The sequence below is a fragment of the Flavobacterium sp. UM26 genome, assembly GCF_057922445.1.
Genome location: NZ_JBVHCY010000004.1, coordinates 26,826 through 51,218 on the forward strand (window position 1 = coordinate 26,826; position 24,393 = coordinate 51,218).

General features: G+C 35.6%; 28 protein-coding genes. 21 read left to right on the forward strand and 7 right to left on the reverse strand.

Features of this window, described 5'->3' with window-relative positions:
- The first annotated feature begins 1 nt into the window (after position 1).
- The 5 genes from ACZ1AQ_RS06275 (at position 2) to ACZ1AQ_RS06295 (ending at position 5,591) form a co-directional block, all read left to right on the forward strand.
- Positions 2-1,090 (forward strand): HmuY family protein, encoded by a 1,089-nt coding sequence (locus ACZ1AQ_RS06275; protein ID WP_489632085.1) that lies wholly within the window; start codon positions 2-4, stop codon positions 1,088-1,090.
- 628 nt (positions 1,091-1,718) lie between these two features.
- Complete coding sequence (locus ACZ1AQ_RS06280) at positions 1,719-2,567, forward strand: sce7726 family protein (RefSeq protein WP_489632086.1); 849 nt, start codon at positions 1,719-1,721, stop codon at positions 2,565-2,567.
- 3 nt (positions 2,568-2,570) lie between these two features.
- Positions 2,571-3,500, forward strand: a complete 930-nt coding sequence (locus ACZ1AQ_RS06285; protein WP_489632087.1) for a sce7725 family protein — start codon at positions 2,571-2,573, stop codon at positions 3,498-3,500.
- Positions 3,501-3,504: 4 nt separating this feature from the next.
- Positions 3,505-4,527, forward strand: a complete 1,023-nt coding sequence (locus ACZ1AQ_RS06290; protein WP_159688161.1) for an RES family NAD+ phosphorylase — start codon at positions 3,505-3,507, stop codon at positions 4,525-4,527.
- 203 nt (positions 4,528-4,730) lie between these two features.
- Entirely contained in the window at positions 4,731-5,591 is an 861-nt protein-coding gene (locus ACZ1AQ_RS06295; protein ID WP_489632088.1) for a carboxypeptidase-like regulatory domain-containing protein, read from the forward strand.
- 267 nt (positions 5,592-5,858) lie between these two features.
- Here ACZ1AQ_RS06295 and ACZ1AQ_RS06300 read toward each other — a convergent pair whose 3' ends face one another.
- On the reverse strand, positions 5,859-6,113 hold the full coding sequence (locus tag ACZ1AQ_RS06300) for a redox-active disulfide protein 2 (RefSeq protein ID WP_342691157.1): 255 nt from the start codon (positions 6,111-6,113) through the stop codon (positions 5,859-5,861).
- An 8-nt stretch (positions 6,114-6,121) separates the two neighbouring features.
- A complete protein-coding gene (locus ACZ1AQ_RS06305; protein WP_489632089.1) occupies positions 6,122-6,709 on the reverse strand; it encodes a hypothetical protein in 588 nt (195 codons plus the stop codon).
- Positions 6,710-7,110: 401 nt separating this feature from the next.
- On the opposite strand from ACZ1AQ_RS06305, the gene ACZ1AQ_RS06310 reads away from it, so the two are divergent.
- The 7 genes from ACZ1AQ_RS06310 to ACZ1AQ_RS06340 all read left to right on the forward strand — a co-directional run bounded on the left by ACZ1AQ_RS06310 (position 7,111) and on the right by ACZ1AQ_RS06340 (position 13,921).
- On the forward strand, positions 7,111-8,274 hold the full coding sequence (locus ACZ1AQ_RS06310; RefSeq protein WP_489632090.1) for a lycopene cyclase family protein: 1,164 nt from the start codon (positions 7,111-7,113) through the stop codon (positions 8,272-8,274).
- Between the two features lie 298 nt (positions 8,275-8,572).
- Complete coding sequence (locus ACZ1AQ_RS06315; RefSeq protein WP_489632091.1) at positions 8,573-8,917, forward strand: hypothetical protein; 345 nt, start codon at positions 8,573-8,575, stop codon at positions 8,915-8,917.
- Positions 8,918-9,075: 158 nt separating this feature from the next.
- Entirely contained in the window at positions 9,076-11,463 is a 2,388-nt protein-coding gene (locus ACZ1AQ_RS06320) for a TonB-dependent receptor (protein ID WP_489632092.1), read from the forward strand.
- Between the two features lie 18 nt (positions 11,464-11,481).
- Entirely contained in the window at positions 11,482-12,042 is a 561-nt protein-coding gene (locus tag ACZ1AQ_RS06325; protein ID WP_489632093.1) for a type 1 periplasmic binding fold superfamily protein, read from the forward strand.
- Between the two features lie 185 nt (positions 12,043-12,227).
- The gene (locus ACZ1AQ_RS06330) at positions 12,228-12,998 is read left to right on the forward strand and encodes a threonine/serine exporter family protein (RefSeq protein WP_489632094.1); all 771 of its coding nucleotides are present in this window, start codon (positions 12,228-12,230) and stop codon (positions 12,996-12,998) included.
- Between the two features lie 3 nt (positions 12,999-13,001).
- Positions 13,002-13,487, forward strand: a complete 486-nt coding sequence (locus tag ACZ1AQ_RS06335; protein WP_489632095.1) for a threonine/serine exporter family protein — start codon at positions 13,002-13,004, stop codon at positions 13,485-13,487.
- A 119-nt stretch (positions 13,488-13,606) separates the two neighbouring features.
- Complete coding sequence (locus ACZ1AQ_RS06340) at positions 13,607-13,921, forward strand: HPF/RaiA family ribosome-associated protein (RefSeq protein WP_159688137.1); 315 nt, start codon at positions 13,607-13,609, stop codon at positions 13,919-13,921.
- Positions 13,922-14,004: 83 nt separating this feature from the next.
- Here ACZ1AQ_RS06340 and ACZ1AQ_RS06345 read toward each other — a convergent pair whose 3' ends face one another.
- A complete protein-coding gene (locus tag ACZ1AQ_RS06345) occupies positions 14,005-14,544 on the reverse strand; it encodes a porin family protein (RefSeq protein WP_489632096.1) in 540 nt (179 codons plus the stop codon).
- Between the two features lie 159 nt (positions 14,545-14,703).
- Here ACZ1AQ_RS06345 and ACZ1AQ_RS06350 point away from each other — a divergent pair, with 159 nt between their 5' ends.
- From ACZ1AQ_RS06350 to ACZ1AQ_RS06385, 8 genes are all read left to right on the forward strand, one after another.
- The gene (locus ACZ1AQ_RS06350) at positions 14,704-15,213 is read left to right on the forward strand and encodes a nuclear transport factor 2 family protein (RefSeq protein ID WP_489632097.1); all 510 of its coding nucleotides are present in this window, start codon (positions 14,704-14,706) and stop codon (positions 15,211-15,213) included.
- Positions 15,214-15,499: 286 nt separating this feature from the next.
- Positions 15,500-16,177, forward strand: a complete 678-nt coding sequence (gene trmB / locus ACZ1AQ_RS06355; protein WP_489632278.1) for a tRNA (guanosine(46)-N7)-methyltransferase TrmB — start codon at positions 15,500-15,502, stop codon at positions 16,175-16,177.
- Positions 16,178-16,214: 37 nt separating this feature from the next.
- Entirely contained in the window at positions 16,215-16,859 is a 645-nt protein-coding gene (locus ACZ1AQ_RS06360) for a LysE family translocator (protein ID WP_489632098.1), read from the forward strand.
- A 6-nt stretch (positions 16,860-16,865) separates the two neighbouring features.
- Positions 16,866-17,195 (forward strand): MGMT family protein, encoded by a 330-nt coding sequence (locus ACZ1AQ_RS06365; protein ID WP_489632099.1) that lies wholly within the window; start codon positions 16,866-16,868, stop codon positions 17,193-17,195.
- A gap of 205 nt (positions 17,196-17,400) precedes the next feature.
- A complete protein-coding gene (locus tag ACZ1AQ_RS06370) occupies positions 17,401-18,528 on the forward strand; it encodes an Mrp/NBP35 family ATP-binding protein (protein WP_489632279.1) in 1,128 nt (375 codons plus the stop codon).
- A gap of 60 nt (positions 18,529-18,588) precedes the next feature.
- Positions 18,589-18,828 (forward strand): NifU family protein, encoded by a 240-nt coding sequence (locus ACZ1AQ_RS06375; protein ID WP_489632100.1) that lies wholly within the window; start codon positions 18,589-18,591, stop codon positions 18,826-18,828.
- Positions 18,829-19,085: 257 nt separating this feature from the next.
- Positions 19,086-19,556 carry a hypothetical protein gene (locus ACZ1AQ_RS06380; protein WP_489632101.1) on the forward strand — a complete coding sequence of 157 codons (471 nt, stop codon included), beginning with the start codon at positions 19,086-19,088 and terminating at the stop codon, positions 19,554-19,556.
- Between the two features lie 20 nt (positions 19,557-19,576).
- On the forward strand, positions 19,577-19,894 hold the full coding sequence (locus ACZ1AQ_RS06385; RefSeq protein WP_489632102.1) for a 2Fe-2S iron-sulfur cluster-binding family protein: 318 nt from the start codon (positions 19,577-19,579) through the stop codon (positions 19,892-19,894).
- 32 nt (positions 19,895-19,926) lie between these two features.
- Here ACZ1AQ_RS06385 and ACZ1AQ_RS06390 read toward each other — a convergent pair whose 3' ends face one another.
- The 3 genes from ACZ1AQ_RS06390 to ACZ1AQ_RS06400 all read right to left on the reverse strand — a co-directional run bounded on the left by ACZ1AQ_RS06390 (position 19,927) and on the right by ACZ1AQ_RS06400 (position 22,751).
- Entirely contained in the window at positions 19,927-20,694 is a 768-nt protein-coding gene (locus ACZ1AQ_RS06390) for an SGNH/GDSL hydrolase family protein (RefSeq protein WP_489632103.1), read from the reverse strand.
- A gap of 8 nt (positions 20,695-20,702) precedes the next feature.
- The gene (locus ACZ1AQ_RS06395; RefSeq protein ID WP_489632104.1) at positions 20,703-21,485 is read right to left on the reverse strand and encodes a DUF3050 domain-containing protein; all 783 of its coding nucleotides are present in this window, start codon (positions 21,483-21,485) and stop codon (positions 20,703-20,705) included.
- A gap of 87 nt (positions 21,486-21,572) precedes the next feature.
- Positions 21,573-22,751 carry an acyl-CoA dehydrogenase family protein gene (locus ACZ1AQ_RS06400; RefSeq protein ID WP_064715446.1) on the reverse strand — a complete coding sequence of 393 codons (1,179 nt, stop codon included), beginning with the start codon at positions 22,749-22,751 and terminating at the stop codon, positions 21,573-21,575.
- Between the two features lie 439 nt (positions 22,752-23,190).
- Here ACZ1AQ_RS06400 and ACZ1AQ_RS06405 point away from each other — a divergent pair, with 439 nt between their 5' ends.
- Entirely contained in the window at positions 23,191-23,577 is a 387-nt protein-coding gene (locus ACZ1AQ_RS06405) for a hypothetical protein (RefSeq protein WP_489632105.1), read from the forward strand.
- A 67-nt stretch (positions 23,578-23,644) separates the two neighbouring features.
- Here ACZ1AQ_RS06405 and ACZ1AQ_RS06410 read toward each other — a convergent pair whose 3' ends face one another.
- On the reverse strand, positions 23,645-24,358 hold the full coding sequence (locus tag ACZ1AQ_RS06410; protein ID WP_489632106.1) for a tRNA1(Val) (adenine(37)-N6)-methyltransferase: 714 nt from the start codon (positions 24,356-24,358) through the stop codon (positions 23,645-23,647).
- Between the last annotated feature and the right edge of the window lie 35 nt (positions 24,359-24,393).

The following is a 24,393-nucleotide window of genomic DNA, read 5'->3' on the forward strand; positions in this document are numbered from 1 at the left end:
TATGAAAAAAACCTTTTTAATTTTAGCCTTAGCCTTAGCTACCTTAAGCTCTTGTTCCAACGATGACGAAGGGAACAAACCAGAAATTCCTTCCTTAGGAGCGATTTTACAACCTGCAGTAGGTGGGCCAAATCAGCCGAATCAAGTCTATGTAGATTTGAGTACCAGCAAAACCGATGCGATTCCGAGAGGGTTTTGGGATTTCGGATTTTCAACAGGTGCAGAATACCGAGTAATCCTCAACGGAGCTTTAAAAATGGCCGTAAAAAAACTAGAAACTACTGACATTACCTTGCCTCAAACGGCTGATGCTGCCGTGGCAGTTGGCGGGGGGACAACTTTGGCCAGCAATGGTTTTGTCGATAATCCAACGGGAGTTTTAGAAGGAGCGGGAGCAGGAGTGGGAACGGCCATCGCCGCGGTGGCTGCCAACGATGCCGAGAACAAAGTCTACTTGGTCAATCTAGGTTTTGCGGTTTCGACGACCACGCCAGGCGTTGGCTCGGTGAGCCTTGACGGCGAAGCGAGAGGCTGGAAAAAAATCAGAATACTACGCAACGGAAACGGTTACAAAATCCAATATGCGGACTTGAGTGCTACTACTTTTACAGAAAAAACCATTGCCAAAGACAGCAATTTCAATTTTACATTTTTCAGTCTGTCCGAAGGCAAAACAGTAACGGTTGAGCCACAAAAAACCAAGTGGGATTTGAATTTTACGCCTTTCACCAATTATTTACCCACAGGAACCGCTGAGGTAACCTATGGCTATTCCGATTTTATCGTGACGAACAGATTGGGCGGCACACAAGCCTACCAAGTTTTGGTTGCCGATGGTGGTAGCTATGCAGATTTTACCTTAGCAAAAGTAGTCGAAGATAAATTTACCGCTTCCAAAACCGACCAAAGAATCATAGGCTCCAACTGGAGAAGCGGAGGCGGACCAACTACCTTGCCAAGCGTAAGAACCGACCGTTTTTATGTGGTCAAAGATGCCGCTTCCAACTACTACAAAGTGCGCTTCCTCGCGATGAGCAACGAAGCGGGACTAAGAGGAAATCCTACGTTCGAGTATGCCAAATTACAATAACTGTCTAGAATTGTAGTTAGTTTTTTTATTTTGTTATTGTTAGTCAAAAGGTTGCTTCGGCGGCCTTTTGTGTTTTGGGATAGCGTCTTATAAAGTGTTGGTGTTGTTTTTTTAAGGAGCTACTCCTGCTGTCCGTTATAATCTCCGCCTCGCGTGGCTTTTTGGGCTAGGTCGCAAAGGAGCTTCTTTTAGTCGCTCTTTCCGTCCTGCCCAAAATAGCCACCCGAGCCAGAGGATTTCCACTCCCATCAGGGCTAGGAACGTTAGAACGAGAAAAATCCCATAGAAGGTCACCCTGAGCGCAGTCGAAGGGCAAATTCCAATTTTTACGGGCACTGCTCCCCTCTAGAAATCGAAGATTCAACGACTCAAAATAAAATAAAATATGGAGTTATAGGGGCTGGGGGTGTGTTTTTGTCGAATTCCATCCTTATACTTTCTCAACCATCCAAAACAACAAGATGATAACTACAAACGATAAACTAGTGTGAATTTTGTAATGGAAATTGTATATATTTGAGGAAGTAAAGTATCAATCTGTTATACCATCTATTAGTTATCAGTACTAGTAAAAAGGAGCGTCAATATTGAAACAGTGAAATATTTTATTACTTTTACCCGAAAAACAATGTCATACAATTCAAACCAACTAAGAGATTTTTCAACACTTTTTTCTAGAAGTGAAGTAAATCGTTGGCTAAAAGGAGATTTTGATTCCATTGACATTAAGCTTAAAAGGTATAATCTTGTAGAGCAAAATAAAGGTAAATCTTATCTTAAATTTCTTCGAAATACATATCGAATTCTCGAAAAAAACTACCCAAATGAATATGTATTAAAAAATGAGTTTTTAAACAATTGGCTAAAGAAAGAATTAGGAACTAGCAATTCTGTCATATTCAATGAATTTAGAATTGGTAAAGCTATTGCTGATTTGGCTATGTTCAATGGAGTTTCTAAAGTATTTGAAATTAAAACAATTTTAGATAAGGAATATAGATTGTCGAATCAACTTAAAGAATATAAGAAAATTTTCAATGAAGTTTATATCATTGTTCCAAACGTACTTTTATCAAAATATTCAAGTTTTGACGATTCAGTCGGTATAATTTCCTTTGATTCTGATTCAAAAGAGTTTGAACTTGTTCAAAAAGCAGAGAGAATTAACAAGATAGATTCGAACACTTTAATGGAAGTTCTTCATACGAAAGAATATTTAGAAATTTCAAAAGCATATTTTGAACAACTCCCTGAAATGAATTCCTTTAATCAATTTGAGATTTGTAAAGAACTCATATCAAAAATACCACAAGAAGATTTGAATAATTTATTTATTACTTCTATGAAAAAACGAAATATAAACAACCAGTTTTTCAATAAGGTAAATAGTGAATTTAATCAGATATGCCTATCTATGAATTTCAAAAAACAGGATAGAGATAACCTAATTAATGGTTTAAAAACAAATACTATTTAGATTATGTATTTCCCTTACTTAAGAGCAAGACAATTTGAATTAATTAGTTTGAGAGAACTAGTAAATGATGGTAAATTACAAAATATTACACCAGTATTAGAACCAGTAAAAGAAGGTTTCAATAATCTTAATTTAGTCCACAAAGTTTTTCAAGAAAAAGATTTTAACGCTTATTTGATTGTTAATCCTTTTAAAGGTGAAAAAGCTGGCGATAAAGAGTTTTTTCTTACTTATCTTTCAGAATTAGAAAACACTAAATTCTTGCCAGCATTTCATTATTCTGATAATGCAGATTATATAATTTCAAATATTGAAAAATATAATTTAGATAATTGTCTAATTATATGTCTTGATAATTTTTCAGATGAAGAAAGTTTAAAAACACTTTGTTCAAATGAAAAAATCAGTAAGATTATGCTTTTAGAACCTCATAAGTATAGAAGTTTAGACAGAAATATTAAAGGTTTAGGGAAGTTTTACATAAGATTAGATGATGTTTTCGAAAAGCAACAAAAAAATGCCGATTTTTTAGATATTAAAGCTCATAAATTTACAGAAGAACACTTGTATTATGACAAAGATGGTTATCAAGCTTTTGCTGACTTTACGGCATTGCCAAGTGAATTTGTAGAAGGAGGTAGCACACCAAGAGCTGTTGTTATACACCTTACTTATTTAAATAAAGAATTAGAAAATCAAATATGGATAAGACACTTTACTTCTAAAGATGTTGACTCCATTGCCAACGTACAGGGTAAATTTGCTCAAGCAGCTGAAAAAGCAGTCGATTTTTGCGATAGCTTACCTTTGTTGAATTCTGCAACAAATGAATTAAAAACATATTTGGAAGAAGGTAGATATCCTGGTTTAGGAACGGTAAAAAAAATTTCCATTAAAAATCATTTGCTAATTATAAGTGACTTCCTAAATTAATGCTATGCAGTTTGTATGTAAAAAATGCTTTTCTGATAAAGAACTAATTGGGTTCATTGTTTCACAAGGAAAAACAGGAAATTGTGATTGTTGCAAAAGTGTAGATGTTGAAACTGTCGAATTGATAGAACTTTTAGACTTCTTTAAAGAGCTGTTTGATAACTTCCAAGTAAAACAAGAAGGTAAAAGTTTAATTTCCTTAATTCAAGGAAACTGGAACTTATTTAGCGATTTGAATTGTGGTCATAAAATATTGAATGAAGTCCTTAATCAAACTGATTCAACAATAAGTAGTTCTGAAGATTTAGTAGATTTTAGTGAAGAAATTCTTGAGAATATAAACTATTGGTCTTTCTTAAAAGAGCAATTAAAATGGGAAAGAAGGTACTTTACAAATATTGATACTTTAACGGAAGATTTAGGTTGGGATAGTTTTTTTGAGAGCAAAACTATCGTAAATGAAGATGAAGAATATTATAGAGCAAGATTACATCAAAACTCTCAAGAAGAAATTTATCCAATTGATAAAATGTCATCTCCTCCCGCACAATATGCTTCAGCTGGACGTGCTAATCCAATAGGAATACCTTATCTTTATTTAAGTGATAATCAAGAAACTATTTTGTATGAGGTTAGGGCTTCATATTTGGATGAAATTTCAGTTGCCATTTTTACCAAAAACGAAGAGTATCAGAATGAAATAATAATTTCTGATTTCACAGAAATCCCTACTTTATATCATCCAAACGACGTTAACAAGAAAATCAAATCTACATTATTAAAGCAGTTAATAAGTAGAGACTTATCTAAACCAATGAGAAGATATGATTCTGAAATAGATTATATTCCTACACAGTTTATTTGTGAGTTTATCAAGATATTTACCAATGTTCAAGGAATAAAATTTAGAAGCTCTCTTCATAATACTGGTTCTAATTTGGTGCTTTTTAATCAAGAAACTATGAAATGTAGGAGCGTTAAAAAGGTACAGATTTCCAAAGTTAATATAAAAGCAAGAGAAATATAAAAGCCCTGCGCTAGCACGAGCGTCACCCTCCTACCCACAATCATTAACTAAACCAAAACCTAAAAAAATGTAGCTAGTCACGTTTTAGCTTTGTTGGTTTGCCATAACTTTGGGCAAATCTGAAAAAAGAGTACTTTAGTTAAAAACCTTTTGAGACAGTACTACAATTACATCATTTAAACAAAACAGAAAACAAACAAAATATGAAAGTGCCTTTTTATCTTTTTTTAGCTATTACTTTACATTCTTTCGCTCAAGTAAAAGTGATTAACGGTGAAATAAAGGATATAGAAAATAAAGCTGCCTTACACTACGCAAATATTGGAATTGCCAATAAAAATACGGGAACGGTATCAAATTCTGAGGGGAAATTTTCTTTAAAAATGGATGAAAGCGTCAATGAAAATGATGTAGTCACTTTTTCTTATGTGGGTTATCAATCAAAAACAGTAGCCGTATCACAACTTACTCTTCCGAATAACATAATTGAATTAACGCCTTTGAAGAATCAATTAGATGAGGTGGTGGTCAAATTTGTAAAACCAAAGCCTAAAGTATTGGGAAGAAATTCGAAAGGTCTTGGACTAATGCACACTAATTTTTATACCTATTACGAAAAAAATGTTGACGACCGATTGAGTAAAGAAGTTGGAATGAAGTTTACACTAAAGAAAGATTGCAAAATAAATGATTTGAATTTTAACATCACTTCAAATGAATTCAGTTCCCTAAAATTTAGGTTGAATTTTTATAAAATTGAAAATGGATTGCCATCAAATCGTATTGTAGAAAAAGATATCGTTTTTGAAATCAAAGATGAGTTTAAAGGTTGGTTTAAGGTAGACTTGAAACCGTATGAAATATATTTGGATAAAGAAACAGCAGATGTAGCAGTTACCATTCAATGGGTGGAAAGCAAAAAGGCAAATCAGAAAAGCAAATACTTTGGCATTTCAACAGCAAAGTCAATAACTGAAACCAGTTTTTACAGAGAAAAAGCAATGGATAGTTGGAGTAAAAGTGGACAAAGTATGAGTTTTTACCTCAATACAATGTGTAGATAAAAAAAGAACGCAAAACAGTAGTTTCTAAAAAAAAGGCTGGTTGGGTACATCCCTATCCCATAAACCCGATAGCGGATTTACAATCCGTACCTTTTCCAATAAGCGACTAGAATAATTCCCTAAACCTCGGATTGATAATTTATCAACGCGTTTTTTTTGTGTTCTGAAAACCAAACGTTCTCGCCTAGACCCGATGGCAGCGGCATCCTTGCTTGCTCCCGTTTTTAGAGACTAAGCGATAGTAGGTAAATAGAGAAATGAAATTATTTACTTGTTGTTTTCACGTGAATGAAGTTCTGACTTAATTTTCTTCAATGTGACTGCATTGAAAATTAGTAAAGGGATAAAGGTAAAAGGAATTACTATAAATACAAGAAAGCTTGGTTTTTGAAAGGTGAGCCATATGCCTAAAACGAGAAGAACTAGCAGCATACCAGACAGTACGCCTATTATTGTTTTTATGGTTTTCTGTTGTTTGATTAGTTCTTCAATACTTAATTCACTTAGATTTTTACTCTTCATTTTGCTATTTAGTTTTTAATTAGTTCAAGATTTTTTATGGTACCAATGGGGGCAATTTTTACATTTTGATTTCCTTTTGTAAGGTAAAAATAGTACATACTGTTTGTTTCAATTAAATAAACATTTTCTGAATTACCATCGCCGAAGGTCATTTTGGTATTGTATTCAAGTTTGTTGTTGGCTATTCTTTCAGCAATTTTTTCTCCCATTCCAAGTCCAATTCCAAGAAAAAAACAGAGTAAAGTAGTTAAAAAAAACACGATAACCAGATTGGAAAAGAAAGTTCTGGTTTCAGTTTCATTTAAATTTGGTTTGTTTTTTAAAATATTTTTTTGAATCCAATTTTTATGGCTTCTTTTGGATAAGTAGTTAGGGATAGTAAACAAAATGGCTGAAATAACAACTAATGCGAGTAGTAAAATAGGATGTGACGTTAAAATAGCTATTGGACTAACAAGGATATCTGTAATGGATGAATAATTTAAAATGTTTATTCCGATTTGGTTAAAAAATAGACTTTCTTGAAGTAAACCCATTAGTATTAAGTACAGATAACCGAATGAAATAAATTTTTGTAGTTCCTCTAATGTCTTCATAAATTGTGTTTTGTTTCAAAAATAATCAAAATTGTAAAACGTAAGAAAGAAAAGTTTTATGTTTTTGTATGAAGTGCCTATCGCGATAGCGCAGATTTGCAATCCTTGTCTACTCTAATAAGCTACTAGAATAATTCCCTAAACCTCGGATTGATAAATAATAAGAGACTTTTCTTTTTTGTATTCTGAAAACCAAACGTTCTCGCTTAGCCCCGATGGGAGCGGCATCCTTGCTTGCCGGGGTTCGGCAAGCAAGATATAGTGGACAGCGGGACGACTCGTGTGGGAAAGTTGGTATGGCTGCTCCTAAAAATCCATACCATTATTTTAGTTTGTAAGGTGGATAAAATAGCCTTTGGGCGCTTGCTGTGTATTGCGGTTATTTTCCTTATTTTTGGCGTATGACTTCAGAGACTACGGTGCAATACGATTATATTTTTACTGGGGCGGGCTTGGCGGCTTTGATGACGGCGTACAAAATGGTGTCGTCTCCTGCTTTCCAAGACCAAACCCTTTTGTTACTCGACGAAGATGCCAAAAAAACGAACAATCGTACTTGGTGTTTTTGGAGTACTTCGCCCAGTATTTGGGATGGTGTCGTGGCGAAGCATTGGGACGTGGCTTGGTTTGCTTCGCAAGCGTACAGTCGGAACTTGCCTTTGCAGCCGTATCGCTATCAAATGATTCGCGGCATTGATTTTTACCAGCAAGTGTTCGCTTTGTTGCAACAACATCCTAAGGTGACTTTTGTGCAGGAAAAAGTAACCGATATAGAAGAAACCGAACAGCAAATTTTTGTAAAAACCACGGAAGCGGTCTATTACGGAAAGCGTGTGTTGAACAGTATTTATAATCCTGCTTTGGTGGCGCGTCAAAACGAATATCCTGTGCTGCAACAGCATTTTGTGGGGTGGTTTGTGCAAACGAAAGAGCCGGTTTTCACCGCAGAGAAACCGACGTTTATGGATTTTTCGGTCGCGCAAAAAGGGAATACGCGTTTTATGTATGTGCTGCCTACTTCGGCTACCGAGGCTTTGGTGGAATACACACTTTTTTCGGCCAACCTCTTGCCCACAGCAGAATACGAAACCGCCATCAAAGACTACTTACAGCAACTTGGAGTGACGAGTTATACTATTCAAGAAAAAGAGCAGGGGAGTATTCCAATGACTTGTTATCCGTTTTGGAAAGCAAATACGAAGAATGTCTTGAATATCGGCACCGCTGGAGGTTGGACCAAAGCCAGTACGGGCTATACTTTTAGGAATTCGGACAAAAAATCGGATGCGTTAGTACACTTTTTGCAACGCGATTTGCCTTTTACCGCCTTGGGAAGAAGAACTAAATTTTGGTGGTATGATTTGTTGTTGTTGGATATTCTGGACCGCAGCAACGAATTGGGAAGTGTTATTTTTTCAAAGCTGTTCCAAAAAGGAAAACCCGATTTGATTTTTAAATTTTTGGATGAAGAGACTTCTTTTTTCGAGGACTTACAAGTAATCTGGAAATGTCCAAAAGTGCCTTTTCTTAAGGCGTTGGTGAGGGTGGTGTTTCGATTGAAATAGTTTTTTAACCGCGAAGTAAGCAAGGGTTTACGCAGGGGACGCAAGGTTTTAATCTGTTCAATCTGTGTTTTTTTACCGCAAAGACGCAAAGGCGCAAGGTTTTAATCTGTGAAAATTTGTGTAATCTGTGTCTTTTTTTACCGCTAAGGGCGCGAGGGTTTACGCAAGGGACGCAAAGATTTAATTCGTGACCATTCGTGAAATTCGTGTTTTTTCTCTCAAGGACGCAAAGTTTTAATTTTATTTTAATTTGTGTCAATTCTTGAAATTCGTGTTTCTTTCTTTACATTTGCAACAGATGACAAACAAAGCTTTCATATCGAGACTCTTTTTGCTGGTTCTATTAGCAATGTTGGTTTTTCAAACCAAGCACAGCTATGACCATTTTGTTGAGCAATTAGAAGCTCCAATTTGTCATCACGAAAACACGACTTCAAAGAAACAAATCACACACGCGCACCATTATGCGCAACCTTGTTCGGTTTGTGCTTATTCTGTTAACAGTTTCTTGCCGCCTTCTTCCTTTTTTTGGAAAAGTAGTGAGGCTGTAACTGATGGTAAAACGACTAAGTTTTATTTTTCCTCAACCTTTACTTTCTATTCAGGAAGTTTATTTGCGTTACGGGCTCCGCCTGTGGTATAGCTTTTTTTAGGAAGTGAGCGTAACTTTTTGATAGACTATGATTTGTGATTAAAGCACATTTTGTAGTCAATTTAATAGCGTTTATATCACTTCAATACGTCATTTTCGAGACTCGGGAATGGCGATAATCCTATTTTAATTTTTTTTTGAATATCAAAATGCGAGCAAAAAGCTATAGTGTTTTCGTGTTCTTTTGGTTTACGGCTTTGGTTTTTTCACAAAACAAACTGAGCGGTACCATTATAACTGAAACGAAAAAAAACCTTGAAGGTTGTCACGTACACATTGGAAATAAAACGGTAAACACCAACAAAAAAGGGTTTTACGAAATCAAAGACTTGCCTTCTGGTACGTTGAAGGTGTCGTTGTCCTATGTAGGTTATCAAACTATTGATACGGTGATTACGTTGACATCGGATAGGGAATTGAATTTTGTTATGAAGCAAAATACAGAGGCTTTGTATGAAGTTTTGGTGAAACAAAAAAACACGACACCCAATCAGTCGGTACTGGAACAAAAAGTAAAAGCAGCTACGATTGAGAAGTTTAGTAATCAGTCCTTGGGCGATGTTTTGCAAGAAGTAGCTGGTGTTTCGGGTTTAAAGACTGGAAGCACCGTGGTCAAACCTATTGTAAACGGGATGTTCGGAAGCCGAGTGCCTATCATCAATAATAACGTCCGTATGCAAGATCAAGAATGGGGAACAGAACACGCTCCCAATTTTGACATCAATGCAGCGGGAAAAATAACGGTGATTAAAGGTGCTTCAGGCTTACAATACGGTGGCGACGCTGTGGGAGGTTTGGTGATTTTAGAACCAATTCAAGTCCGAAAAGACACTTTGTTTGGAAGAACGATGTTCAATTTGGCTTCCAACGGAAGAGGTGGTTCGGTCACTACAAGTTTACACAAAGGGAATGACCTAGGCTGGAGTTGGAACGTACTCGGTACCTTTAAATATATGGGAGATCGTGAAGCACCTGATTATGTTTTGTCGAATACTGGTAACCGTGAATCGAATTTTACGGGCGATGTAAAGTATACTGGAAAACACTATTTCCTGTCAGGATTTTATAGTTACTACAACGCCACTATTGGAATTTTGAGCGCTTCGCATACGGGAAGTGTCAATGATTTGTATAACTCAATCAATAACCAAAAACCTTCGGTAATCAAGGATTTTACCTATACTATCGACAATCCAAAACAAGAGGTGCAACACCATTTGGCAAAGTTGAATTATCAGTACTATTTTGATGAGACGGCTTCTCTTTCTTCGCAATATTCTTTTCAATTCAATAAGCGATTGGAATTTGATGTAAGAAGAGGTTCCTTCAATAATCTAGCGGCTTTGGATTTGGAATTGTCTACGCACAATTTGAATGTAGATTTCAAGAAAACCTACCACGATTGGCATTTGAAATCAGGAATAAATACAGGTTTCCAAAATAACTTTGCCAGTCCTGCCACGGGTATTCGTCCGTTGATTCCTAATTACGAAAAGCTAGATGCGGGTATTTACGGAATTGCGAGTGTTTCTTTATCAGACGGTTTGGTTCTAGATGGTGGTTTGCGCTATGATTTTTCAAAGGTAGATGCCAAAAAGTTTTACTTTAAAAGCAGATGGACCGAAAGAGGCTATGATGTTCTTTTTCCACAATTTGTGATACGAGAGGAGGGCGACCAAATTTTAGCACACCCTAGTTTTATTTTCCATAACCTATCGGCTAGTCTTGGTTTTAGAAAAACGTTTGACAAGAAATGGGATTGGTATACCAATATTAGTTTGGCGACACGAAATCCCAATCCATCGGAATTTTTCAGCGACGGATTGCATCACTCTACTGGAATCATTGAATTAGGGGATTTGGCACTGAAAAAAGAGCAATCGTTAAAACTGTCCACGACATTGCAAAAGGCATGGGACGTCTTTTCTTTCGAAATCAATCCTTACATTCATGCTGTACAAAACTATATGTTTCTTCGTCCTATTGGTGCCGAAACTACCATTCGTGGTGCCTTTCCCGTTTGGGAATACCAACAAACCAAAGCGCTTTTGGGAGGAGTTGATGTGCAAACCAATTGGACAATCAGTTCGCAATGGCAACATCGTTTTACGATGGCTTACATCAAAGGGGATGATCTAGACAATGACGAACCGTTGATCGATATGCCTCCTTTTCATTTTACCAATACCATCGAATTTAAGAAAAAAGAATGGCATGAGTTATTGTTGGAGTTGAAGAGTGAGGTTGTGATGAGACAACAGTCGTTTCCTAACAACAATTTCGACATTAACTTAGTGGATAGCGACGGGAATCTAACGCCAGCTTTATTAGACATTAGCACGCCGCCAGTGGGGTATCATTTGCTTCATTTTTACAGTGAAATGAAATTCAATACGTTTTACAAAACCACGACTACACTTGGGTTTGCTGTTCAAAATATATTCAATACAAATTACAGGGATTATCTCAACCGCCAACGCTTCTTCGCAGATGAAGTAGGGCGCAATTTTCAAATTCAAATAAAGTTTAATTATTAACAAACAAATTTTACACCAATGAAAACAATTCAATTAATACCTTTAGCGTTACTTACATTACTAAGTTTAAATGCTTGTAGCAACGACGATCCAAATCCAGTTAATGAAGAAGAAGTGATTACTACAGTTGAAGCCACTCTTAAAGCGGGTGATGCCGAAATCTCTCTAAAATCTAGAGATTTAGATGGCGATGGCCCCAATGCGCCTGTGGTAACGGTTTCTGGTAATTTGAAGGTGAATACTACTTATGCAGGTAGCCTTAAGATTTCAAATGAAACCGTAAGCCCCTCTATAAATCTTAATCCTGAAATAATTTCTGAAGGTGATGAACACCAATTTTTTTATCAAGCACCATTGAGTATTGGGTCATTCCAATATGTTGATAAAGATGTAAATGGGAAACCGCTTGGTATACTTTTTACTCTAACCACTGCAAAAAGCCCAAGCACTGGGAATATTACTATAACACTTAAACACCTTCCAATAAAAGGAGCTCCTGGTGTTGCTGAGGGTGATATCACTAATGCTGGTGGAGCAACAGATGCTTTGGTGACTTTTCCAGTGGCTGTAGTGAACTAGTCATTTGTTTATATGATACTATAAAGCGTTGCAAGAAGCAACGCTTTTTTTTGGAGTTAGTCAAAAGGATAATGATTAAAATCCATCGTTTGCGTTAGTAAGTTTACGTAATTACTGTGTTTTCAGCGGTTTTTGAGTATGAAAAAGCCGTAAATTTGGTGGACAATGAAAAAAATACATTTGTTATGGAAGTTATAAATAAGCCCAATAAATATGAATTGGGCGAAATGCTCCTTGAAATCGGTTCGATATTGATGGTTTCTGGAGCTAATACAGAAAGAATCAAAGTAACTATTGATAGAATAGCAGGGGCCTTTGGTTGTGGATCAGAATTAATGATTACCAATCACGGCTTGATGATTACTTTGGTGTATCAAAACAAAAATAAAACCTTTACCAGCGTCAAATGGGTCCCCAACATGCATTTAAATTTTAACTTGATTTCCGAAATCAGTATTATGAGTTGGAAAATTGTTTTAGAAGGATGGAGCGTAGAGCGCATCAATCAAGAATTAGCAACGTTAAACAGAAAGCCTTTATATCCAAGAATTTTGGTACTTACAATGGTGGCGCTTGCTGGTGCTTCTTTTTGTAGACTATTGGGTGGAGATCTTGTAGAAATGCTGGCTTGTTTTGTGGCTTCGTTTGTTGGCCTTTTCGTGAGGCAAGAGGCCATGAAATTAAAATTTAATTTTTATTTGTGTGTCTTTTTTGCTTCGGCTACAGCAGCTTTAGTTTCAGGGTTTTACTTTTACTTTAATCCTACGCTTACATACATTCATGCTTTTTCGACTTCGGTTTTGTTTTTAATTCCCGGTGTGCCAATGATGAATTCTTTTTCGGACCTGATTGATGGAAACATCTTAAACGGAATTACTCGCGGGGTAAATGTTTTAATCATTGCATTTGCCATCGCTCTCGGACTTTTAATGGGATTGTTAATTTATAATTTCTAAATCATGGATGTTTTGTTATTTTTAGAAAAAGGAATTTGGTTGGGAATTGCAGCCATTGGATTTGCTATTTTGTTCAATGTGCCAAGACGTGCTTTACTTTCTATATTCATCATTGGAGCCCTTGGGGGATTGACCAAATTTTTGTTGATAGAAAATAAAATCGGAATTGTGTTAGCGGTTCTTTGTGGTGCTTCTTTAATTGGCTTTTTGAGTGTTTTTGCTGCGCACAGACGAAACTGTCCTCCTATAACATTTGCAATACCCGCAGTAATACCTATGATTCCCGGACTGTTTGCCTACAAAGCCATGATTGGTATGATAAAATTAACCTCAGAGAAAGATCCTACAGCCTATTCAAAAATTTTCTTCGAAGCGGTTAATAACGGCTTAACTACATTTTTTGTATTGGTAGTATTAGCGACAGGTGTAGCTATTCCTTTATTGATTACAAGAAAAAAAACGGTAAAAAGGTTACAAACCGAGGAGTAATCACAAGTAATTTTTTGGAATAATAAAATGAAGATGGAGTTACTAAACTTTTGCTAAAAGAGTAGCTTTTTTCTGCCGATTTGCTTAAATTTACTACATAACTCAAAATAATTGTAACGATGAAAGTACAAATCAACACCGACAAAAACATCGAAGGACACGAGAGAGTAGAAGCTTATTTTTCTGGTGAATTAGAAAAATCATTGGCTCGTTTCGAAGATAAAATTACCCGAATCGAAGTGCATTTTGGTGATGAAAATAGTAACAAATCGGGAGTAGATGATAAACGTTGCTTGATAGAAGTGCGTGCGGCTAATAGCCAACCTATTGCGGTTACAGAACATGCTAGTAGCATCGAAAAAGCATTTCATGGGGCATTAGACAAAATCAAACGCACCTTAACTTCTACTTTTGAAAAACAAAAAGCATACTGATAAATCTTTAGCTTAGAGCTAGTTCCAAATAAAAGGGCAATGTCGTAAAACATTGCCCTTTTTTTATTAAAAAAATACAGGTTTTAAAAAGTCAAGGACGCACCCAATTGAAAGACTTGGTTTTTAGCATCGCTGTCTTTGATGACTTCTTTAAAACTACCAATATATCTTCCGTTGATAGCTAGCCCAAAAGGCAAATTAAACGACATCCCAAACGCCCAAGCACTATCAAAAGTTTTAAAATCTGGATTTTGAGGGCCGTCAATTTTATCACTTACTTTGAATCCAAATTGTGGACCCGTCTCAAAACTAACGACTTTTAGCAAATACAATTTGGCCAAAATGGGCACTTGTATGTAGCTCAAGTCAAAATCAGTAGTATTTGTGTTGAAACCTTGTTTAGAGAACTGAACTTCGGGTTGTATAAAAAGTAATTTAGGAACAATAGACATTTCTTTGTAAACGCCAAGATAATAGCCGTTGTTGCTTTTTATTTTGCCAAAATTTCCATCACTAGCCGTGGAGAAATTAGCTCCTGCGCGAACTCCAAAACCTTGTGCAAATGAACTTTGTGACAAGGAAAATAATAGAAAAGCAAGTAGAAGAGTTGGAATCGTTTTCATAATTAGATTGATTTTGATTGTTTTAGAAATCAAAAATAATTCAAAAAATGCGACAAAGCACCGATTCGTCTTGTTTTTTAGCTTTCAGATCAATGAAGTAAACAAAGCTCATAGAAAGTCGTTATTTTTGTGATTCATTCATTTAACTAAATACGATTTATGAAAACCACACTTTCTATTGGATTCCTTTTGGTAGTAGGACTTTTTACTGCTTCGGCTCAGTCTCAGCGTTCTGAAGAACAAAAAATTGCAGCTACTCTGGATGCTTGGCATAAAGCTGCGGCACAAGCGCAATTTGACGCGTATTTTGGACTAATGACCAATGATGCGATTTTTATTGGTACCGATGCTAAAGAAAATTGGAACAAAACCGCTTTTCAAGCCTTTGCAAAGCCTTATTTCGATAAAGGGAAAGCCTGGAATTTTACAGCTATCGAGCGTCATATTTTTTTGGATGCCAAGGGAAAAATTGCTTGGTTTGACGAGTTATTGAGTACGCAAATGAAAATTTGTAGAGGTTCTGGTGTGTTAGAAAAAGTAGGGAAGGAATGGAAAATCAAACATTACGTGCTTTCTATGACCATTCCAAACGAAAACGTAGACGAAGTGGTAAAAATTAAAACCCCTTTAGAAGATGCAGTTATGAAACAACTAACCGCCAAAGAATAAAACGTTTTTGTCAGCGCATTAGTATAAAAGAAGTTAGTCGCTACCCGAGCGATAGCCAATAGGCGAAGCAATAGCACAATTTGTCACTAATTGCGATCGAAATTGATATTGAAGAACCCCAACACCATCAATTATAATAATTTGTATCATCAAAATACATTGAAATTCTTGATTTATTAGTGAATTCGTGTCGGAAATTTTATAAGCGAATGTCCTTGTTTTTTGTTAAGCAAAGCGAGCCTTCTAATTTAATTGCTTATTTTTGCCCGAAATAGCAAAAAATACCGTGGGAAGTAAAAATAAATTAAAAAGGTTCAAAGAAAACGAAACATTCGATAATGTGTTTCAACCAACAAGAGAAGAGGTAGTAGGTGAGTTGTTTGCTTTGAAAGGAAAATGGAATACAGAATTTTTCAAAAATGATAATCCATTAGTTTTGGAATTGGGTTGCGGAAAAGGTGAATATTCGGTTGGTTTAGCAGAGCGATACCCCAATAAGAACTTTATCGGTATCGATATAAAAGGTGCTCGTTTTTGGAGAGGAGCTAAGACTGCCATAGAGACAGGATTAAAGAATGTGGCATTCGTAAGAACCCAAATCGAATTAATCAATCATATTTTTGCAGAAAATGAAGTAGATGAAATTTGGATTACTTTTCCAGATCCACAAATCAAATACAAGAGAACCAAGCATCGTATGACAAACTCGGATTTTTTACAATTGTATAAAAAAATCTTGAAAAAAGAGGGTGTCGTTAATCTAAAAACCGATTCAGAATTCATGCACGGTTACACTTTAGGACTTTTGCATGGCGAAGGACATGAGGTGTTGTATGCCAATCATAACGTGTATAAAAACGAAGGAAGTCCTGAGGAAGTTACGGCCTTTCAAACGTTTTACGAAAAACAATATTTAGCCATCAACAAAGCGATTACTTTTATTCGTTTTAAAATAAAATCATAAACTAGATTTTTAATTAAATCTAGTTTTTCTTCTTGATATGCAGATACTAGGTCTATTTTTTCTCGGTTTTATTAGTGCTTTTGTTGGTATTTCGCCACCAGGACTCATTAATATGACGGCAGTAAAAGTAAACCTCAAAGAAGGAAAACGTACAGCTTTATGGTTTGTTTTTGGAGCTGTTATTATTATTTTTTTTCAAACTTTTTTAGCGCTTTTGTTCGCTAGGGTAATTGATAAAAGTCCCTCGCTTATATTATTACTAAGAGAAATTGGATGTGTAATTTTTGCTCTACTGACTCTTTATTTTCTCTTCATCGCTAAAAAGCCTAAAGTAAAAGAAGGACATATCAAAAAGTACAGTAAAAGTTCCCGCTTTTTTCTTGGTATGTTACTTTCTGCCTTGAATTTTTTTCCTATTCCCTATTACGTTTTGTTAGGAATTACATTTGCTTCTTATCAATTGTTTGCCTTTGATTTACTGTCAATTTTTATCTTCGTTATGGGAGTGGTTTCTGGGGCTTTTGTTGTGTTTTATGGTTATGTGGCTTTTTTTAATAAAATCGAATCCAAAGCCGATTTTTTTATTCAGAACATGAATCGTATCATCGGAACCATTACTGGTTTAGTTACATTGATCACTTTTTGGAACATTATGAAGCATTACGGTCTTCATCTTTTTTAATCAGTCATGGAAGAAACCAATTTTTTTGAGCGTGTTTATGCTGTAGTAAGGCAAATTCCTTATGGCAAAGTCACTTCTTATGGAGCCATTGCCAAAGCTTTGGGTGCTGCTCGATCTGCTAGGATGGTGGGCTGGGCTATGAACGCTTCACATCATCTAGAAGATGTTCCGGCACACCGTGTAGTGAATCGTAAAGGGCTATTAACGGGTAAATTTCATTTTGATGGAACGAATGTAATGCAGCAATTGTTAGAAAGCGAAGGGATTGTGATTAAAGATAATCAAATTGTAAACTTTGAAACTCATTTTTGGGAGCCAGACTGCCATTTTGAATAGATACAGCTTCGGATGTTTTTCTTTGTGCCAAAAATCATTTGTTTCTGGTTTGCTACTGTTGTAATTTGTTTTGAGGTAATGAGTTTGCCTATTTTTCTATCAATATTTTCAATTCATTCCTAATTGATTCCATAATTTTCCTATTATCTTTGCAATCCAAAATCAGTCTTATTAAAAGATTAGCGATTGAATAAATAATTTAATGATGAAACTAGATAGAAAAGAAATATTAAAAGCATTAGAAACGATTACTATTGCTGGAGAAGGAAAAAATATGGTCGAGAGCGGGGCTATTGCAAATGTAGTTACTTTTGGTGATGAAGTGGTGGTAGATTTAGTATTGCACACACCTGCTATGCATATTAAAAAACGTGCTGAAGATGATATTAAAAAAACGATTCTGGAAAAAGTATCTGCCGAAGCAAAAATCAAAATTAATAGCAAAGTTGAGGTTCCAGACAAACCAGAAATAAAAGGGAAAGCCATTCCTGGTATCAAAAATATTATTGCTGTAGCCTCAGGAAAAGGTGGTGTAGGAAAATCTACAGTTACAGCAAACTTAGCAGTTTCCTTGGCCAAAATGGGTTTTAGTGTTGGAGTTTTAGACGCCGATATCTATGGACCTTCTATGCCAATTATGTTTGATGTAGAAAATGAAAAGCCTATTTCTATCGAAGTAGATGGAAAATCAAAAATGAAACCTATCGAGAGCTATGAAGTAAAAATGCTTTCAATTGGTTTCTTTACATCTCCAAGTCAAGCCGTAATCTGGAGAGGACCAATGGCATCCAAAGCCTTGAATCAAATGATTTTTGATGCCAATTGGGGAGAGTTGGATTTTATGCTAATCGATTTGCCACCAGGAACAGGAGACATTCACCTGTCTATTATGCAATCCTTACCTGTTACTGGAGCGGTTGTTGTGAGCACTCCACAAGCTGTTGCTTTGGCTGATGCAAGAAAAGGTGTCGCTATGTTCTTATCTGAGGCAATCAATGTTCCGGTTTTGGGAATTATTGAAAACATGGCTTATTTTACGCCAGAAGAACTTCCTGAAAATAAATACTATATCTTTGGTAAAGAAGGTGCTCGTAATTTAGCTACAGATTTAAATGTACCTTTCTTGGGAGAAGTGCCAATTGTACAATCTATTCGCGAAGCGGGCGATTACGGTCGACCAGCAGCACTACAAACCGATTCTATTATTGGAACTGTTTTCGAAACTATTACTCGAAATGTAGTACAAGAAACAATAAGCAGAAATGAGAATTTACCAGCTACCGAAGCCATAAAAATTACAACAATGGCGGGTTGTTCAGCGGTAAAAAAATAATAATTAAAAATTCAACCTTTAGAAGTATTCTTCAAAGGTTGAATGATTAAATAATACATTATGACAACAGAAGAATTGACCGAGAATGTAAATAAAGCATTAGATGAAATCAGACCATTTCTTAAATCGGATGGTGGCGATATAACGCTGATTTCAATCGAGGAAGACAAACATGTAAAGGTTAGACTCGAGGGTGCTTGTACCAGCTGTAGTGTTAATCAAATGACATTGCGTGCCGGTGTAGAAACTACTATCAAAAAATTTGCACCTCAAATAGAGACTGTAGTCAATGTCATGTAGTAGTTTCTTTTGAAGCTAAAGTTTTAAGTTCTTTGAAGAGATTGATTTGGCAATATTCAAGGCAAATTTGGTCTGAAAGTAGTTTTTGACTATTCAATAATTATAACGATGTAGCACCGAATCGTTATTGAATTCATTTTTTGGTTTCCTTTTTTTCTTATTTTATCAGAAAAATGTGCGAATAATTCATTTTTATTTTATTTCTTTATTTCAGGAAAGATTTATATTTGAGTTATTAACCTAAAACCTAACCAATTATGAAAAAACAGTACTTATTTTTTATTTTGTTATTGTCAATTTGTAACAGCTTCGGACAGGAACTTATTCAAGAAGCTATTGTTAAAAGAGCTTATACCGGTGGTGATGGTGAGTGGCAAGATACTTCTTTTGCAACTCCTGTTAATGTGTTTTCTAATAGACAAGGTTATTTGAAAATCACAGGCGCAGAGTTTTTAACTAAACTTAGTGGTGACAAAGCTAAATTAGAAGAAAACACAGCTTATAATTCTGCCGAATTAACCTCTCAAGCGTTAGTGGGTACCAAAAATGAAAAAAACGGCTTAGTTAGTACAACTTATAAAGGTAAACTGGTTTATAAAACCATTGATGGTGTATATGCTCCAGATGTTTCTGTTGTCTATACCATTAACCAAGCGGATATACTTCGTTTAAAAATTAGTAATAGTAAAAATAGTAAAGAATATATTTTGGATCTTGAGATCAGATAAATAATAAGGAATTTTAAATAATGGATGTTTTAATAAAGATTAAAGATAGAGAAGGGGTTGTTCACGAATTACAAGCGCCAACGGATATGGCAATGAACATTATGGAATTATGCAAAGCTTATGAGTTACCAGTTGAAGGAACTTGTGGGGGTATGGCCATGTGCGCTTCTTGCCAATGCTATGTGCTTAATGAGGTTGAACTACCACCGATGGGCGACGACGAAGAAGCCATGCTATCCGAAGCTTTTTATGTAAAATCCAATAGCCGTTTAGGTTGTCAAATTCCTATAACTGAAAGCCTTGATGGACTTGAGTTGGAATTGGCTCCAGAAAATTAAAACAATAAGCCCTGTCGACTACGACGGGGCTTTTACTTTTGAATAATCACGCTAGCTTTGGGAGCGATTCTGTCAACAAATAGCGAATAAGCTTTTTCAGACGGATGCAATCCATCTATGGCTACTAAGTAGGTTTCTTTTAAGCCTTGTCTTGTAATGTCTGTTATGTCTATGAATGTAATTCCATTAGTATCGCAATATCTTTTTGCGAAAGCATTATACTGATCAATTGCAGCTGAAGTTTTACTAGGAGTGATTAATAGTTGACCAAATGGTGTATATGCATAATCGGGTATCGAAATCACTATTACATTTGATTTGTCTCCTTTGGCTAGTGAGATGGCAGTTTGTATCAATTGGGGAAATTCTCGTTCATATATGCCAAATTCTCTATTTTGATACTGATTATTGACGCCAATAAGTAGAGTTACCAAGTTGTAATTAGTAGTTGGTTGCTGTTCTTTAATAGCGCTTATTAAGTTTGTAGTCGTCCATCCTGTCCGAGCAATAATTTTTAAATCTACCGATAAACCTGGGATAGTACTCTCTAGTTTTCTCTTTAATTGTTCTGGAAAGCGGCATGTTTCGCAAACGCTTTGTCCAATCGTATAGCTGTCGCCGAGAGCGATATAGGATGCTTTTTTATTTACAGGCAGAGATGGTTGCTGTGGTGTTGGGCTGCTTTCTGGTTGAGGAGTAATTGTTAAGTTTTCGTTAGAACATTGGCCCAAAAATAGCACTACAACTATCAAAATGAAGAGTTGCAGAGCTTTTTTTATGATTGTTGAGAAGTGTGCCATTGCTTTTTTTAAGCAGTTTCCATTGTTAAACTCAATTGTTCCTCGATACAATTCCAAAGGCCTATTCTTTTCTCTAAAGCCAGGATGGAAATGTTCTCTACTTCTTCCCATTTTTTGGAGTCGTTTCCACAGAGTTCTGTTATCATTTGCATGGCCATAGGGCCGTGTTCGTCAGCATCCAACTCAATATGTCTTTCGAAATAATAAATCAATTGTTTTAAATCCGTTTCTGGAAAGTTTTTTTGGAAGTTTTGCAATATTTCTGTGAACATGCTTGGAATCAAGTCTTCTCTTCCAAACGTAAATGCTGCGGCAATTTCATGTGCTTTACCATGTTCAATCACTTGAAAAGTGAAGTCCAAAAATGATTTGATATTCGGATGTAGTTGGCTTTTTTTAATAGCCACAAAAATATTCTGAATGGATTGTACTTCTTCTAGGAAAGTATGGATTCCAGTGGTTGTTGCGCCACAAGCTTGCATGGCTTCGGTGTACATTTCAAAGTGACTAAGATGTCTTCCGTCTATACAAAGATCTGTTTCCTCTGCCAAAACAATTTCGTTGATTAAATAGCGTGTTTCTGGGTTGGGTGTAGCAAACCAAGGTGTTGTTGTACAAGTTAATTTAGCTTGTAAAGCTTTCAATAGTGACATAAAGTCCCATACGGCATATACATGAGTTTCTAAAAAACAATGTAAATCTTCTAGGGTTTGTACTTTATGATATAGGCTATGATTTAAAAGTTGTTCTTTTTGAGAAGCTATCTTTGAATTGATGGAAGTTATGTTCATTGGGATTTTTTTGTAAAATTAAAAAAGCTTCCTGTTACCAAGAAGCTTCTATAATTGATTTTATCAATACTTTAATACTTGTTTATCTTATTTAAAAGCAGCAATTCCTGTGATATCCATTCCTGTAATTAATAAATGAATATCATGTGTGCCTTCGTAGGTAATTACAGATTCTAAATTCATCATATGTCTCATGATAGAATATTCACCTGTGATTCCCATTCCGCCTAGCATTTGTCTGGCTTCTCTTGCTATATGAATAGCCATATCTACATTGTTTCTTTTGGCCATCGAGATTTGAGCCGAAGTTGCTCTGCCCTCATTTCTCAAAACACCTAATCGCCAAGTTAACAATTGTGCTTTGGTGATTTCGGTAATCATTTCGGCTAATTTTTTTTGTTGTAATTGAGTTCCTGCGATAGGTTTGTCAAATTGAATACGCTCTTTGGCATAACGCAAAGCGGTATCATAACAATCCATAGCTGCTCCAATGGCTCCCCAAGCAATTCCGTAACGAGCAGAATCTAGACAGCCTAGTGGTGCGCCTAAACCTGATTTGTTTGGCAACAAGTTTTCTTTTGGAACTTTTACATTATCAAATATCAATTCTCCCGTAGCCGAAGCTCTCAAGGACCATTTGTTGTGGGTTTCAGGAGTTGTAAATCCTTCCATTCCGCGTTCTACAATTAAACCGTGAATTCGTCCTTCTTCGTTTTTTGCCCAAACTACTGCTATGTCTGCAAAAGGTGCGTTAGAAATCCACATTTTGGCACCATTTAATAAATAATGATCGCCTTTGTCTTTGAAGTTGGTGGTCATTCCACCTGGGTTAGAGCCGTGGTCAGGTTCTGTCAATCCAAAGCAACCCATGAATTCTCCGGTAGCTAGTTTGGGTAGGTATTTCATACGTTGTTCTTCATTACCGTATTTCCAAATTGGATACATTACCAAAGAAGATTGTACAGATGAAGTAGAACGCACGCCAGAATCACCTCGCTCAATTTCTTGCATTATGAGTCCGTAGGATATTTGATCCAATCCCGCACCTCCATATTCAACAGGAATGTAAGGGCCAAAACCGCCAATTTCTCCTAAACCTTTGATGATTTGTTTTGGAAATTCTGCTTTTTGAGCATAGTCTTCTATGATAGGGGATACTTCTCTTTTTACCCAAGCCCTTGCGGCATCACGCACTAATTTGTGTTCTTCGGTTAATAAATCGTCAAGATTATAGTAATCAGGAGATTGAAATAAGTCTGGTTTCATGGTTCGAAAATTTTATGGCGACAAATCTACATAAAGAAATATAACAAAACTACTTAAAAATGTTATAATTTTAAGAACAGCTTTTATTTTATATCACTTTTTGTAGGGAACATAAAATTACGGTTTAATTTCGAATTAAAATAGTGACAGTGTAAGAGTTCAAAGTTTATAAAATAACGAAACGCTTAGTTTAACTTACAAGTACAACAAATGCTCTTTGGCAAGCGCCGCATTTTTATAATGAAATTAACTTGAAAAACTCTAATTAAATAAGCTGTATCAGCTTTTCGGTAAATTGATGTTTTGTATTTTGTTCTTTACTAAAGTTTTTAATTTAACAGCAAAGGTAAAGGGTTGTATAGTACAATACAATTTTTTAATATTGTCAAGCATATAAATTCAAATAAAAGATTCTCGCGCACAAATCAAATTTACATATATGAAAAAACAACTAACATTAGCAATATTTTTTTTACTGGGCGTAATTGGTTATTCTCAATCTCTTGATTGTAACAAGATTAAAAATGTAAAGGCAGCAGATCCAGATTATCCAAAAAAGATTTTTGTTATTAACGGCACAAAGCAAGAAAGTTTTGATAATGGAGTATTAAAGATGGAGTGGAGTGTAAAATGGTTAACAGATTGCCAATATGAAGTAACTTGTACGAAGAAAATTGCTGAAAGTCAAATAGAAGTAGGTGATAGAATAGTAAATGACATTGTAAGTATTGATGGCGATTGCTTTACGCTCAAAAGAACACTTTATTGTAAAAACTTTCCTCAAGGAGATGTTGATGGCGGAAGTACATATTGCATAGTTAAGTAGTTACGAAACTTTGATAGGCTATTTGTAGAAAGCAATTTTTATTTATAAAAAATAGAGATTGCTTTTTTTACATCTTCAAATAAAAATCCTTAGTTAATTCAATGTATTCAGGAGTATAGACGTGTCTTGCGGTTTCGATAATCAATTCGTCAATTGGTAAATCAGTAGTTTCATTTCGACTAAAGGCCAGTAAGCTACGTTTGATTTCTGTAGTTGGTGTTCCTTTGACACGAGTGATTTTCAAAGGATACAATTCGAATTCGTTGGCCAAAGCAATAAAGTTTTCTTCTTCTTTGAAGGGAATAATTACTGCAAAAATTCCGTTTTCAGAAAGCAATAAATCTGCCGCTTCGAGTAATTGCTCAAAAGGCATAGCGTCTTGAAATCGTGCTAAATCGCGTGATTCGTTTTCGGTTTTGTAATCTTCGGAATAGAAAGGCGGGTTGGAAACAATCAAATCATATTCTTCTTCCGGTTCTTCTATAAATTCGTCCAAACCGACATGAAAACAGAACAAACGATCGTTCCAAGGTGAATTTTCGAAATTATCTGTTGCTTGTTCGTAAGCATCTTCGTCTATTTCTAAAGCATCAATTTGCTGTGCTGCGCTTCTTTGTGCTAACATCAAAGCGATAATTCCAGTTCCAGTGCCAATGTCTAAAATGCTGAAAGGATGATTGTCAATTGGAGCCCAAGCACCCAATAGTACACCATCGGTACCAATTTTCATAGCGCAACGGTCTTGTTCAATAAAAAAGTTTTTGAATTGGAATTTAGACATAAAGATTTCAGATTTTTGAACTACTGAATACTAAA